Annotated in this window: 17 protein-coding genes and 1 pseudogene; 10 read left to right on the forward strand and 8 right to left on the reverse strand. The window is 68.8% G+C overall.

All coding sequences use genetic code 11. The features are described from left to right. Window positions 1-97: 97 nt before the first annotated feature. Together P3T34_RS22700 and P3T34_RS22705 are read left to right on the forward strand one after the other, a co-directional pair. Entirely contained in the window at window positions 98-1,735 is a 1,638-nt protein-coding gene (locus P3T34_RS22700; RefSeq protein ID WP_280667876.1) for a hypothetical protein, read from the forward strand. A gap of 332 nt (window positions 1,736-2,067) precedes the next feature. After that, the gene (locus P3T34_RS22705) at window positions 2,068-3,273 is read left to right on the forward strand and encodes a cytochrome P450 (RefSeq protein WP_280667877.1); all 1,206 of its coding nucleotides are present in this window, start codon (window positions 2,068-2,070) and stop codon (window positions 3,271-3,273) included. 25 nt (window positions 3,274-3,298) lie between these two features. Here the strand turns inward: P3T34_RS22705 and P3T34_RS22710 are convergent, their stop codons facing one another. Continuing rightward, complete coding sequence (locus P3T34_RS22710; RefSeq protein ID WP_280667878.1) at window positions 3,299-3,787, reverse strand: DUF5994 family protein; 489 nt, start codon at window positions 3,785-3,787, stop codon at window positions 3,299-3,301. Window positions 3,788-4,048: 261 nt separating this feature from the next. On the opposite strand from P3T34_RS22710, the gene P3T34_RS22715 reads away from it, so the two are divergent. Next, window positions 4,049-4,537: a hypothetical protein gene (locus P3T34_RS22715; RefSeq protein WP_280667879.1), complete on the forward strand. Its 489-nt coding sequence runs from the start codon at window positions 4,049-4,051 to the stop codon at window positions 4,535-4,537. On the opposite strand, the gene P3T34_RS22720 is transcribed toward P3T34_RS22715, so the two are convergent. Next, window positions 4,518-5,129 (reverse strand): histone deacetylase, encoded by a 612-nt coding sequence (locus tag P3T34_RS22720; protein WP_280667880.1) that lies wholly within the window; start codon window positions 5,127-5,129, stop codon window positions 4,518-4,520. The two genes, P3T34_RS22715 and P3T34_RS22720, sit on opposite strands and share 20 nt — an antisense overlap. A 272-nt stretch (window positions 5,130-5,401) precedes the next feature. On the opposite strand from P3T34_RS22720, the gene P3T34_RS22725 reads away from it, so the two are divergent. Then, window positions 5,402-6,325: a DUF4231 domain-containing protein gene (locus P3T34_RS22725; RefSeq protein WP_280667881.1), complete on the forward strand. Its 924-nt coding sequence runs from the start codon at window positions 5,402-5,404 to the stop codon at window positions 6,323-6,325. A 22-nt stretch (window positions 6,326-6,347) separates the two neighbouring features. Here P3T34_RS22725 and P3T34_RS22730 read toward each other — a convergent pair whose 3' ends face one another. The 3 genes from P3T34_RS22730 to P3T34_RS22740 all read right to left on the reverse strand — a co-directional run bounded on the left by P3T34_RS22730 (window position 6,348) and on the right by P3T34_RS22740 (window position 7,804). Beyond that, window positions 6,348-6,695 (reverse strand): hypothetical protein, encoded by a 348-nt coding sequence (locus P3T34_RS22730; RefSeq protein ID WP_280667882.1) that lies wholly within the window; start codon window positions 6,693-6,695, stop codon window positions 6,348-6,350. Between the two features lie 96 nt (window positions 6,696-6,791). Then, a complete protein-coding gene (locus tag P3T34_RS22735) occupies window positions 6,792-6,989 on the reverse strand; it encodes a DUF397 domain-containing protein (protein WP_280667883.1) in 198 nt (65 codons plus the stop codon). Beyond that, complete coding sequence (locus P3T34_RS22740; protein WP_280667884.1) at window positions 6,986-7,804, reverse strand: helix-turn-helix transcriptional regulator; 819 nt, start codon at window positions 7,802-7,804, stop codon at window positions 6,986-6,988. The genes P3T34_RS22735 and P3T34_RS22740 overlap by 4 nt, the downstream gene beginning before the upstream one ends. Window positions 7,805-7,973: 169 nt before the next feature. Between P3T34_RS22740 and P3T34_RS22745 the strand changes: the two genes are divergently transcribed. The 5 genes and pseudogenes from P3T34_RS22745 to tgmC all read left to right on the forward strand — a co-directional run bounded on the left by P3T34_RS22745 (window position 7,974) and on the right by tgmC (window position 10,833). Next, entirely contained in the window at window positions 7,974-8,168 is a 195-nt protein-coding gene (locus P3T34_RS22745; protein ID WP_280667885.1) for a hypothetical protein, read from the forward strand. 100 nt (window positions 8,169-8,268) lie between these two features. Continuing rightward, window positions 8,269-8,436, forward strand: a complete 168-nt coding sequence (locus tag P3T34_RS22750; RefSeq protein ID WP_280667886.1) for a hypothetical protein — start codon at window positions 8,269-8,271, stop codon at window positions 8,434-8,436. 447 nt (window positions 8,437-8,883) lie between these two features. After that, window positions 8,884-9,119, forward strand: a pseudogene (locus P3T34_RS22755) (putative ATP-grasp-modified RiPP). Further along, on the forward strand, window positions 9,119-9,694 hold the full coding sequence (locus P3T34_RS22760) for an MvdC/MvdD family ATP grasp protein (protein ID WP_280667887.1): 576 nt from the start codon (window positions 9,119-9,121) through the stop codon (window positions 9,692-9,694). Before P3T34_RS22755 ends, P3T34_RS22760 begins: the two are co-directional and overlap by 1 nt. Continuing rightward, window positions 9,691-10,833: an ATP-grasp peptide maturase system methyltransferase gene (gene tgmC, locus P3T34_RS22765; RefSeq protein WP_280667888.1), complete on the forward strand. Its 1,143-nt coding sequence runs from the start codon at window positions 9,691-9,693 to the stop codon at window positions 10,831-10,833. Before P3T34_RS22760 ends, tgmC begins: the two co-directional genes overlap by 4 nt. A gap of 55 nt (window positions 10,834-10,888) precedes the next feature. On the opposite strand, the gene P3T34_RS22770 is transcribed toward tgmC, so the two are convergent. The 3 genes from P3T34_RS22770 to P3T34_RS22780 all read right to left on the reverse strand — a co-directional run bounded on the left by P3T34_RS22770 (window position 10,889) and on the right by P3T34_RS22780 (window position 11,972). Next, on the reverse strand, window positions 10,889-11,113 hold the full coding sequence (locus tag P3T34_RS22770) for a hypothetical protein (RefSeq protein WP_280667889.1): 225 nt from the start codon (window positions 11,111-11,113) through the stop codon (window positions 10,889-10,891). Between the two features lie 111 nt (window positions 11,114-11,224). After that, entirely contained in the window at window positions 11,225-11,599 is a 375-nt protein-coding gene (locus tag P3T34_RS22775; protein WP_280672303.1) for a VOC family protein, read from the reverse strand. Between the two features lie 25 nt (window positions 11,600-11,624). Then, on the reverse strand, window positions 11,625-11,972 hold the full coding sequence (locus P3T34_RS22780) for a VOC family protein (RefSeq protein WP_280667890.1): 348 nt from the start codon (window positions 11,970-11,972) through the stop codon (window positions 11,625-11,627). A 422-nt stretch (window positions 11,973-12,394) separates the two neighbouring features. Between P3T34_RS22780 and P3T34_RS22785 the strand changes: the two genes are divergently transcribed. Beyond that, window positions 12,395-13,030 (forward strand): hypothetical protein, encoded by a 636-nt coding sequence (locus P3T34_RS22785; protein WP_280667891.1) that lies wholly within the window; start codon window positions 12,395-12,397, stop codon window positions 13,028-13,030. The last annotated feature ends 61 nt before the right edge of the window (window positions 13,031-13,091 follow it).

Consider the following 13,091-nt stretch of genomic DNA (forward strand, 5'->3'; position numbering starts at 1 on the left):
GCAGGCGGATGGTCGCGGCATATCCTGATCGATAATCGGGACCAATCGGTCCTACAGTAAGAAAGTTGACGACTTCGTGAGTTCGTCCTCTTATCCGGTGCCCAGCACCAAGCGCGCCCTGATGACCACAGCGGCGCTCGGGGTGCTGGTAGCCGTCGCCGGCATCATCCAGCCCGTCGCGGCGTCGGCGCTGCCGTTGGGTCAGATCCCCAATGTTCCCAACGCTCTTGGCACGTCTCCGGTGTCTGCCTGCCCGGGTGACACCATCCTCGGCGACGGCGATGTCACCCTGAACGCGGCCGTGTCGTCCTCCACCGGTGTCGCCCTCGGCGTCGGCTTCAGGGTGTCACAGCCCGACGCCGGCACGGTCGTTGTCGACTCGGACCCGGCGACGCTGAGCGCGACCTCCGGCACGACGGCCGTGTACCGCATCCCCGCAGCCACTCTGGAGGCCGCGGCGGGCGGAAAGATCACCGAGTTCAACTGGAAGGCCCAGGCCACCGCCGCCGCGGAGAAGAGCGGCTGGTCCACCGTCTGTCACTTCTCCTTCGACCCGACCCGTCCGGAGACGCCCACGGTCGCTCAACCGGGAGCGACGACCATCGGGAAGCCGGTCACCCTCGCCGTCACCGCCCCCACGAGCGGCTCGATACCCAGCGGCTACCAGTACCAGCTCAACAGCGGGGCTCCCGTGAGCGTCACCGCGAGCACGACGGGCGGCGCCTCGATCACGCTCACCCCGACCAGCTCCGTCAACACCCTCACGGTCACCAGCCTTTCTCCGGGCGGGAACGTCGGCGGCACCGCCAGCATCCAGTTCGTCTCCGCCAGGCCCCCGGCCGACCTTACCGACGGGGACCTCACCGGCGACGGTGTGCCGGACCTGGTCACCGTCGGCGCCCAGAACGGCCTGCCCTCCGGCCTGTGGCTGGCAGCGGGCGCGGGCAACGGGCACGTCGCCACCTCGCCCATCGACATCGGAGTCAACGGCAACGGGTTCAACAGTGCGGGCTCGCCGTCCGACTTCGACGGGGCGACCGTCATCACGGGACGCTTCACGGGTGGCTCCAACCAGGACGTCCTGGTCTACTACCCCGCCGGCGTCCACGCCGGATCCGGCGTGGTCCTCCACGGCAACGGCAACAGCTCTCCGCTCGCCGCCGGCGGCAACAACCTGTCGTCCGGCTCTCTCGCGGACAGCTACGGCAACAACCCCACTCAGCTTGTCGATGCGGGAAACACCTCGGGCAGCGGCAACGGCTTCCCGGACCTGATCGGCATCGCGGGTGACAGCACCCACGGGTACGCCCTCAACCTCTACCCTGCGTTTCCCATCCCCGGCTCGTTCGCGTCCACCGGCTCGCTGAACGTCAACACGCCTGACGGAACCGCCGATTGGAACAACTGGACCATCGCCGCCACCCAGCTGCCCGCCAGCGGCGGAGGCACCAGCACCGCGATGTACCTGTGGAAGAAGAGCACCGGCGAGCTCGACCTGTGGGAGAACCTCGCCGTCGACCCCTTTAGCGGCAACTTCACCTACAACGCCTTCCCGGTCGCCACCGGCTGGAACACCGGCGCCGCCATCACGCTGCAGGCGGCCGACATCAACGGCGACGGTGTGCCGGACCTGTGGACCGTCGGCGCGGGCGAGACAGTCACCGCCAACCTCTTCAGCCAGCTCTCGGCCTCCGGGCCGGCCACCCTCACCACGGTGACCGACACCCTCAACTGAGTTCTTCGCACAGGTTGATGAGGCATCGGGTGCCGCGGGGACGACTCCTCGCGGCGCCCGAGTTGACGTGAGGCGCAGCGATCTTCGCTGGCATCAGGTGGCATTGGCGGGGAGGCGTTTGTTCCGCTCGGAGATGGGCATCTTGGCTGCTTCCCCTGTACGCCGACTTTTCGTGTGCCATCACTAAGGATCGTCCACGGCGGTGTCCGGATAGCGGAATTCACGGCTCTTGTCAGGTGGGTCGGTCGCTGGAACCCCAACTTCGCCGGCCCGGAGTGAAATTACCCACTCCACCAGCCGATTTCCCACCGTGTGCAAGGAGTTGGCACCAGATGAACGCCGTCATCTTCGACCCGGCACCCCAGTTGGCACTCCCCGCTCCCCGGGGTGTCTGCCCGTTCGATCCGCCGCCCGCCTATCAGCAGGCCCACCGCGAGGATCCGATCCTGCGGGTGACGCTGTGGGACAGTTCGGTCTGCCATCTGCTCACCGGCCACCAGCAGGTCCGCGCCGCGCTGGTGGACCGCCGGTTCAGCTCGGACGCGCGCAACCCCGGGTTCCCGTACCTGACGCCCGGGCGGCAGGGCCAACCGGCCGACAAGCCCAACCTCCAGCGGCTGGACGGACCCGAACACGCCCGCCAGCGCAAGATGTTGACCAGCGACTTCCTGCCCAAGCGGATCGACGCGATGCGCCCGGAGATTCAGCGGATCGTCGACGATGCGATCGACCGGATGGTCGCGCACGGCGGTCCGGTCGACCTGGTTTCCGAATTCGCGCTTCCGGTACCGCTGCTGGTGATTTGCCTGCTGTTAGGGGTGCCGTATTCCGACAGCGGTTTCTTTGCCGAGCAGACGCACGCGCTGACCGACGACACGGCCGGACCCGAGCAGGTCAGGGGCGCCGGTGAGGCGTTGATGGGATATCTGATCGCGTTGGCCGCGCGGAAACGTGAGGAACCCGACGACGGCATTATCAGCCGACTGGCGGAACGCGGAGATCTGAGCCTGCCCGAGGTCGCCTCCACCGGGATGCTGATGCTGGTCGCGGGGCACGAGACGACCGCCAGCATGATCGGGCTCTCCACGCTGGCCCTGCTGCGTCACCCCGAGCAGGCCGCGCGGCTGCGGGCGGACGCGTCGGCGACCAAGGGCGCGGTCGAGGAGCTGCTGCGCTACCTGACGGTGGTCAACTCCGGGCTGCCGCGGGTGGCGACCGAGGACGTCGAGATCGACGGGACGCTGATCCGGGCGGGGGAGGGCGTGATCTGCATGCTGTCCACGGCCAACCGGGACGAGGCGCTGTTCCAGCGCGCGGACGAGATCGACCTCGCGCGGGACGCCAAGCGGCACCTGGCCTTCGGCTTCGGGGCGCACCAGTGCCTGGGGCAGTCGCTGGCCCGGGCCGAGCTGCAGATCGCGCTGGAAACGCTGTTCCGGCGGCTGCCCGGGCTGCGGCTGGCGACGCCGTACGAGGGGATCGGCTATCGCGACCAGATGATGATCTTCGGGGTGCAGGAACTGCCGGTCAGCTGGTGAGGCGTCCGGCGGGCCGACACAGCGGTCAGAGCGGCTCGGCCAGGCAGAGGACGGGCGGCGCGAGCAGCTGAGCCGCAGTGCCGCGGTTGCCCGTACGGGCAGCCGCGGCCATCGCGGTGGCCGCCTCGTCCGGGTCGGCCCACGGGGGAACGACCAGGAGCAGGAAGTGGTCCTGCAGGCCGCGGGTCACGCTGATGGTGTCGCCGCTCGCGGAGAACCGTCCGACGTGCACGGCAAGCCCGTCGACCATCAGCGTGCGTGGCACGGCGTCCCAGGACCCGGTGTCCAGGCCGACCCGGGCGATCGGGCCCAGGTGTGCTGTCAACGCGGTGATCAGGCCCGGGAGTTCGGCCTGGATGTCGCGCGAGCGGGGCCACCAGGCGCCGTCGAACATGCCGTCCCTGGAGAGCGTCGCCTCCAGGCTCAGCCGGGGGCGCGACGGCAGCGGGAGGAGCGGCGACCAGTGCCGGCGGCCGGGTGCGTGGTGTGACTGCGGACTGTACTTCGGCAACATGCGGGTGCCGCCCGTCTCGGCTCCGGCAGGGGCCGACTCTGTGCCCAGGGCGACATCGGCGTATTGCCGACATGGATGAGGTCCTCGGTACCTTCACGGTACTCCGCGCCGCCACTGGGCGGGGTCGGGTGCGTAGACGGCCGGAGTAGGGTGGGCAGGACCCAGGGCACTTCGCATTCCGGTCCTCGTTCCGGCGTCGTCCAGGGTGAGCCACAATGCCGGGCAGGCGCAGGCCGTCCGGAGCAGGGCAGGGGTGTCACTGTGACGACCACCATCACCCCCCGAACGAGTACCCGAACGAGCACCCCGCCGGCCGCCGGCCACTACCCCACCGCCGCTGAGGCGATGGACCGCCCCCAGCACCAGATCGCCGACGACGTCCTGGTCGACAAGGCGCTGGAGATCCTCTGCGACGCGGGGGCCGACTACCTGCCGGTCCGCGGCGGAGACGGCCGCTTCGTGGGTCTGGTCACCCGGGTCCAGCTCGCTCCCTACCTGCCGCGCTCCTGGTACACCGAGCGCACCCCGGTCCGGGCCGTGATCCACGAGCGCGGGGCGTTCGGCTGGCCCGAGATGGCGATCCACACGGCGGTCGAGGCGATGCGGGTCAGGGGCCTGGAGGACTGGCCGATGGTGGACGACGACGGCTACCTCGTCGGTGTCCTGAACCTGGAGCGGGCCGAGGCGATGGCAGCGGCGGCCGACCTGCCGTCGATCGGCATGTCGATCATCACGCCGATGGCCGCCTAGCCTCCGGCCGGTCCCCGTCGGCCAGTGCCGCGAGGACGGTCGACGGCGTCCAACTGCCCGCGGCGCCCGGGCGGGTGGCGAGGTAGGCGGCGCTGCGTTCCGGGTGCCAACCGTGCGCGTCGGCCAGGCCCGCCGCGATCTGGCGCAGATAGCGGGCGGCGGGTGGGTTGAGGGGGACGTCGGCGCGGTGGTCGGGGGCGGTGAGGGTCAGGACCGGCAGGCCGTCCAGCGTGCCCGTGCGGATCAGGGTTTCGTAGCGGCCCGGGCCGAACTCGTCGCGGCCGGTGGCGAGGACGGCGCCGAGGTCGAGGTCCTGGCCGGTGGGCCGGCGCATCTCCTGGGCGGCGAGGTCGGAGAGCTGGCCGACGGTGAGCAGATAGGCGCGGGCGGGCGTCTGGTCGTCGGCGTACGGGTCGTAGAAGGCCATGCCGCCGGTCCAGACGCGCGACTCCAGCGCGAAGTACAGCCGGCCGGGCAGCACGATCGGCACGTTCCGGCGGGGCGGGCGCGGGTCGCGGCACCCCGGGTTCACGTGCGCCCCGCCGGGCGGGCGGCCACCGGCGAGGTAGCAGGTCAGGCGCTCGAGATGCATGTTCGAGCCGTAGGCGGCGTACCAGATCGACGCGTTGGGTGACGGTGAATCAAGTTGGTTTGCGGACAGCACGTTTGGCCTCTGGGGTTTCGTCGCGGGGTGGGTGGGGAGATGGCATTCGCGATCGGTGGCGAAAGTGGGGAGGGGGAACCGGGCGGCCGGAGTCGGCTGCTCGGCGCTCTGCCAATTCTCCGGCGCGCGTAGCAGAGTGAGGGCTCGGGCGCACCGCCCGGTAGCCCGAGCGACGAGGGTAGCGGGAGGGGCACAGGCTGATGGTGCGATGGGACCCAACCGGGATCGACGAGGCGGATTTCCTGCCGGAGCCGTTCCAGACGGCCGACAAGGCCTCGCTCGACGGGCAGCGCAAGACCCTGCGCTGGTACCGCGGGCTGATCCTGATGCTGGTGGCGGCAGCGGCAGTTGGCGCCGTCACGGGCCCGGGCAAGGTGGGGAAGACCGACCTCGCGCCGCTCGTCTCGGTGGCCGCGTTCGTGGTGGCCGGATTCTTCTGGTCCCGGCTGCGGAACAGTAACCCGCAGGCCGGTTGGTACGAGGCCCGCGCGGTGGCCGAGTCGGTGAAGACGCTGGCCTGGAAGTACACCGTCCGGGCGCGCCCGTTCGGCGGACCGGCGGACTCGGCCGAGGTGGACCAGGAGTATCTGGCCCAAGTCTCCGACTTGCTCCAGGCGTTCGAGGACTCGGGTGCCATCCCGCCCGGCGCGGTACCCGAGATCACCGACGGTATGCGGGAGTTGCGAGCGGCCGGGCTGATGGAGCGGCGGATGCTCTACCTGCGCCTGCGGGTGGAGGGGCAGCGGACGTGGTATCTGGCCAAGGCCGCTGCGTGTGAATCGCAGTCGGTGTCCTGGGGGTTGGGGACAGCGGCGCTGATGATCCTCGGTGGCGCGGCGGCGGTGGCCGAGGCGCTCGGCGCGCTCTCGGTGCAGATCTTCGGCGCCTGCTCGGCCGCGGCGGCCGCGATGATCGCCTGGACGCAGCTCAAGCAGCTGCGTCCACTGGTCTCGGCCTACCAGCTGGCGGCCAAGGAACTCGACGTGGTGTGGGGCAAGTTGTCGACGCTCGACCTGGGTGACCAGGATGCCGAGGCGAGTTGGGCCGGGCTGGCCGGCGACGCGGAGGACGCGGTCGCCCGCGAGCACACCAGCTGGCGCGCTCGACGGGCGTTTCCGCGCTGAGGCGGGGCAGTCGGTCAGCCGGTCAGGAGAAGACGACCGAGCGCAGCGTGAAAGTGGCGTTGCGGCTCTTGTACGGGTTGATCGAGTTGTAGTCGCCGGTGCAGTTCGGGCCGGTCCACGCGGTCGCCGTCGAGTCGGTCTGGTTCTCCGGGTGGAAGGCTGGCGGGTAGTTCACGTCGGTGCCCTCGGGGAGGTTGATGCACACCCGGGTGTCAGGGTCGATCAGCTCGCCGAAGTGCGGGGCGACCGGAGAGCCGAACCGGTACTGGAACGTGCCGTGGGCACTGCCGACCGCTGAGGCCGAACCGGGGATGGAGAGGACGAGGGCGAGCGAACCGACGGCGGCGGCCACGGAGTTGCGAAGACGCATGGGGTGATCCCTTTCGGTACCGCGAGGGCAGATCGGGATCACCGTAGAGCGGGTCGAACCGGGCGAAACGGTTCTTCCGTGGGGCGCCGCGTGTCGTCAGCTGGTCTCGAACTCGCCTGCCTTGACGGCGTCGAGGAACGCGGCGAAGGCGGCGGTGGAGAACTGCAGGGCGGGCCCGTGAGGGTCCTTGGAGTCCCGGACGGGCGCGAGGCCGGGGATGCCGGTGGCCACCTCGATGCAGTCGCCGCCGTTGCTGCTGCTGTAGCTGCTCTTACGCCACTCGACGTCGGTCATCTCAGGTCCTTCATTGCGGTGGCGATGAGGTCGATCGACGCACTGGGTGAGAGGGCGTCGGCCGTGAGCAAATCATATCGACGCTCGGCTGCCTTGAACTCCGAAGGATCACCCAGGATCTGGCCTTGCAGGAAGCCGTCGACGTAGACCACGCCCGGCCCCTCGTCCAGCGTGAGAGCGGAGAACGCGCCCTCCGATCCGGCGTGCCCCCTGACGCTGAAGGGGATCACCTGGACCACCGTGCGCGGCTCGTCGGCTGCTGCGAGGAGGGCGTCCAGCTGCGCCCGCATCACCGCGTCGGTTCCGTGGGCTCGTCGCAGCACGAGCTCATCGAGGATCACCCACAACTCCGGTCGGTCGTCGCGAGCCAGGATGTGCTGCCGTTCCAGGCGGGCGGCTACCTGCTCCTCCAAGATGTCTCGGTCCGGGCGGGTGGTGGCGAACACCGCCCGCGCGTAGTCCTCGGTCTGTAGCAGCCCGGGAATGACCTGGACTTGGAACGACCGGATTACCGTCGCCGCTTCCTCCAGGTCGACATACGGCCTGAACCACGCCGGATACGCGTACTTGATCACCAACGGCCACAGGCGCTGGAAGTGATCCGTGGTCCCGAAAGTCGAATCCGCGAGCGCCGACAGGTCCTTCGTCGGCAGCCGCGTCCCCGCCTCGATCTTGTTCAGCAGTGACGGCGCCATCAGCGCCTGCTTGGCGAACGCCCGCTGCGAGATTCCGGCGCCCTCCCGCTTGCGTCGCAAGTCCGTCGCGTAGAACGCCAGAACGGATGACGTCGGGTCAAGAAGGTCCGCCAGAGCCATCGTTGCACCCCTACAGATTGACGGAGGCGATGTCAACGCCTCACCCGCCCAAATCGTAGACCCGAGGTGCGACGCCTGCGATACAGATAGTGACAGCAAACCGGATCGACGATTGAACGGACAGAAAATGGCATCGAGAATCGTTCGACACACAGAAGACGCCCGCAGGTTGGCAGCTCACGCGCTGGAGGAGCTCACCGACTCCCTCGGCCTGGTCGACGTCCTCTTCCCCTCCCTCGGCGTGGACTGGACGCGTGGCCGGCAGACCGGCATCTTCCTGGTCGACATGGGCGCGGCCCGTCCGGAGGTGGCCCTGAAACTCGCCAAGGTCATCCGTGCGGGAGCCGGCCTTGTCCAGGACTGAGCGTGCGATTCCTGCGGCAGATGCTCCGCCGGTATCGCCCGTACCGCTCGCCGTGTCCCCTCGACTGGCCGAACTGCCCGCTCTGCGAGGGGCTAGTTCCATGACCATCCGCACCTACCGGATCACCGCCGACGGCCAGCGCGTCGAACTGTCCCCTCACGAGGACGTCGAAGGCGACCTCCCCGCCCACGACCCCCTCAACTGGCCCGCCTGCGGCTGCCCTCAGCACCGTTCTCCTGAGGATGGCACGGCGAGCCAGCTCAACTGAGAAGTCGGCGGGAGCGACTTCTCAGTTGAGCCGCCTTGCCCCTCCTTCCGAGGACTTGATGCAGAGCCAGAAAGGGTGGCTCGTCTGGCCTTTCGGCGGGCGCCAGAGCGCCAGATGTGCGGGTGCCCACCGCCCCTGCAGTCCCTGGCGGACCCTCGCGCACCGGGCCGCCACGCGCTTGCACCGTTCGACCTTGCCGTTCAGTCGCTGAAGCAGCGCTGCATGCGGCTGGCCTGTTTCCGGACTGATCGGCCATCAGGCTCCCGTGCCATTCCTCTGGGGAGGGGCCGAGCACGGGTCGTCCGCCCCGGGCAACACATGGACAGCGATGTCCGGGGCGGTCTTGCACTGAACCTTGCTCCACAGCAGGGTTCTTGAAGTCAACCGGCGCCACCGATAAGAGGAGGATGCATGGAGAACACGCTCGTACCGTGGGGCATCGGTCGCATGGGGCCGTTCGTGGCCACCACGACCGTCCCGGCGTTCATGCCTGTGATCGACCCCGAGACGCAGATTGCCGTCATCGTGGACGAGACGGCAGGACGGTCGAACTGGGAACGCACGGCACCAGCACGAGCGGGTTGACCCCCACGACCACCACCCCGGGCGATGGGGCCGGGCCCGGTGGGGCGACCGACAGCGACAGCCACGAGTCCTACGACCAGGACACGGCGTCTGACTGATGGACCACCAACGCGGGTCGGTGCTGGTGCTGACCAACCCTCTTGACGTGACTGCGGATGCGGTACTGCGCGTGCTCGCCGAGCGTCGTGTTCCCGTGGTCCGACTCGACCCCGGCACCGACCTGCACACGGGTGCCTCGCTGACCGCCACGTATCGTACGGGCGACCAGCGGGGCGCCCTGCGCACCGCGAGCCGGGAACTGGACCTCATGGCGGTTCGCTCGGTGTGGGTCCGCCGGGCCTCTCCCTACGACGGACCGCCCGATCTGGACGGGCACGCGCGGCGGTTCGCTGCCTCTCAATCGCTGTGGGGGGTCGGGGGAATCCTCGCATCCCTTCCTGGGGCGCACTACACGCCGGTGGCGGTGCCGGAGTCGGTCGCACGGGCAGTCTCCGCCTACCTCTGTCACTTCCGGCTGACGTTCGGTGCGTTCGACTTCGCCGTAACCGCAGCCGGCGCCTGGTACTTCCTTGAGTGCAACCCCAATGGCCAATGGGCCTGGCAGCCCAGCGAGATCACCGACCGGATTGCCCACGCCATCGCCGACCAGCTGCAGAAAGGCCCTGCCGCATGAGTACGCCCGAAGAGCTGCGCACTGCCCTACTGGTCCCGCTCATCGAGAGCGGCACGCTGACCGATCCCTCGTGGATCAAGGCAGCTGAGACGATCCCGCGTGAGCTGTTCGTCGGCTCCTACTTCGTGCGGGCCGAGGGGAGCAACCCGACCCGGTACCGCGCCGTCCACCAGGACGCTCCCGGATGGCTTGAGGGGGTCTACACGGACCAGACGCTCATCACCCAACTGGACGGACACACCCGCCCCGACGACGCGGAAGACCGCCCGGTACTCGGGGACCCGTCGTCGTCGTCCACCCTGCCTTCACTGGTGCTGAGCATGTGGCAGCAACTCGGGGTTGGGGCCGGGCATCGCGTGCTGGAAATCGGCACGGGAACCGGGTACTCCACCGCCCTCGGAGCGCACAGGCTCGGAGACGGGAACCTGACCAGCATTGAATATGACCCGCAGGTGGCCGAGCGGGCTGCCGCTGCCTTCACGGCGGCTGGCTACTTCCCCCGGCTGATCGTCGGTGACGGGCTGCGGGGTGATCCGGCCGGGGGTGGGTACGACCGGCTGATCGCCACCTGTTCGGTCCGCTACCTGCCCATGGCGTGGCTGCACCAGGTGAAGCCCGGCGGCCGAATCCTGGTCACCCTGTCCGGCTGGAGCTACGCGTCCGGGCTCGCGGATCTCACCGTGACCGACCCCGGCACGGCAACAGGCCGATTCCTGCCCGGTTACACCAGTTTCATGATCGCCCGTCCGCATGACCGACCGCCGCGCCCGACCCTGGCTTTGCTGCCCGGCGATGAACGGCCGAGCCAGATTGACCCGCGCATCATCGGCACGTGGACCGGTAGCTTCGTCGCCCAGCTCGCCGCACCTTCGGCCGAACGGATGGGAGACGGTGGGACACAGATCCTCTCCGACGTGGCCACCGGTTCACAGGCTCGCACGACCCCGAACCCCGACGGTGGATGGACCGTGACCCAACGCGGGCCGCTTCGCCTGTGGGACCAGGTGGAAAGGGCGGTAACACTGTGGCAGGAAGCCGGGGAGCCGCACCAGGAGGGATTTGGCATCACGGCATCCGCGGCCGGACAGCGGGTCTGGATTGGTGACGAGGACGGTCCGGGCTGGGACCTGCCGATCTGAGCCGGACACCAGATCCGGACATGAGGATCACGTTTCAGCCCAGCGATCCGCTACTTCACTTCGCGGAGGCCGCAGCTACGGCGGAGCGCCATGCGGAGACGAGGTGCGCGGTCTTGGTCTCGAAGTCGAGATCCCGTTGGCTCCCTTGGAGTCCCAGCAGGACGGGGAGATCGAACGATCCCCGGACCCGGTGCTCGATGCGCACCCTGTCCGGCGCGTTGGGGCGCTCGCTCTTCCGCACGACCTCGCGCCACGCCACGAGAGCATCCCGTCGTCCCACGACCCCCCTCCGCTGGCCCGCCTGCGGCTGCCCCCAGTGCTGTCCCCCCGAAGGTCGGCTCAACTGAGAAGTCGGCGGGAGCGACTTCTCAAGCCGCCCCCGCCCTGCCCGTCAGGCCGCGACGCCGATGCAGAACGGGTGGCCGGCAGGGTCGAGCAGCACCGCATACTTCTCGTTCGGCTGGAACTCGGGCTTGCTGGCGCCGAGTTCGATCGCCCGGGCGGTGGCCTCCGCCAGGTCGTCCACGGAGAAGCACAGGTGGAACTGCTTGCTGCCGTTGGGATCGGGCCACGGCGCCGGCTGGTGGCCCTCGATCTGCCCGAAGCCGATCGGCGCTCCGCCTGAGACCGGGTTGATGATCATGGCGTAGTCGGCCCGACTCAGCGGGCCGACCTCCCACCCGAGCAGCCCGCTGTAGAACGCGGCGAGCGCCAGCGGGTCGGTGCAGTCGATGTCGACCATGGACAGTCTGGCGATACCGGACATCAGAACCACGACCCCTCTTTGGGATTCAGGACTTGGTGCAGAGGCAGAACGGGTGGCCCGCCGGGTCGATCATCACCGTCCACGTCTCGCTCGGCTGGAACTCCGGTTTGCTGGCGCCGAGTTCGATGGCCCGCTCGGCTGCCTTCGCGCGGTCGTCCACGTAGAAGTCGAGGTGGAACTGCTTGCTGCCGTTGGGGTTGGGCCATGGCGCCGGCTGGTAGCCCTCGACCTGGCCGAAGCCGATCGGCGCCCCGCCCTCCACCGGATTGGTGATCATCGCGTACTCGGCCTGGCTGTGGCCGATCTCCCACCCGGTGAGGTCGCTGTAGAACGCGGCGAGCGCGACCGGGTCGGCGCAGTCAATGGTGACCATGGCGAGACTGGCAATGCCGGACATGAGGATCACAGCCTTTTCAGCGGACGAGGCGAGCGCACACCGCTCCACTCCAGGCTCCCGCCTCCCACTGACAATCGCCCCCGCAGAGGGAGGCGAGGGGGAGGGTGACTGTCCGGTCCCGCGTGTCGTGCTTCAGCGGCAGGCCGTGATCAGGGGGTCTTCAGATCTGTCGGGACAGTCACCCCTCGTAGTGGTCCCGGAGAATGTGATCTGAAGCTGCGAGCGTTGATCAAACGTGGTGGCATCCCAGTCGATGTGCGTCAGTGCCCCGCCGCCGAGCTGCCCTGTTGCAGATCGGCGGGGACGGACTCCGGGGCCCGTCCCGTGCGGACTCTCCCGCGACGGTCGAACCAGCGGTATAGCGGTTCGTGGCGGGGTTCCAGGAGGGTTGGGAGATCGTGGAGGCTTCCGACCGCCAGTCGGTGGGCGGCCTCGTCGTAGAACTCGGCGATCGCCGCCCGGACTTTCGGGGTCGAGGCTTCTCGCCGGACGCGGCGAGCCTGCCAGCTTGGGGCGGCCAGGAGCTCCAACAGGGCGACGAACTCGGGGTAGGAGACGATGGACTGCCTCTCGTCGTCGCCTTGCCCCGGAGCGAAGCGTTGGTTCTTTGCGCACTCCACCAGTGGCAGGAGTTCGAGGCGATCATTCCAGCGCCGTCGCAACTGTGGTTGCCAACCCTGCCGCTGCCAAAGCCCGATGATGCGCCTCGTATCCATGGTCGCCTGCTCGACAGTCTCCGGGTAGCGCTTGGCCAGTCGATGGTGCCTCTGCTGGGCTCTCAGTACCTCGGGGAGATGACTGATGCGGTAGTGAGAGTCACCGCGAAGCCAGATGCCATGAGCACGGCAGAGCTGAGTGGTGGGTGGGAGGTAGATCAGGACCGTGGTGCTGACACCTCGCCGGAGCATGCACCATGGGCAAGCTTTGCGCATGGTGTTTCGGGCGCGTACCAGGTTGGCTCGGTCGCCCAGACGCGTCAGACCGGGAAGGTAGTTGTTCAGGAGGCTGGCCTGGCAACCGGTGAGGACGGATAGTCGCTCTGTGGCTCCGGGCGTCCAGTCGTGAACCGTGGCTGTCCTCTCGGTGATCATCTGG

This window comes from Kitasatospora sp. MAP12-44, assembly GCF_029892095.1.
GTDB lineage: Bacteria > Actinomycetota > Actinomycetes > Streptomycetales > Streptomycetaceae > Kitasatospora.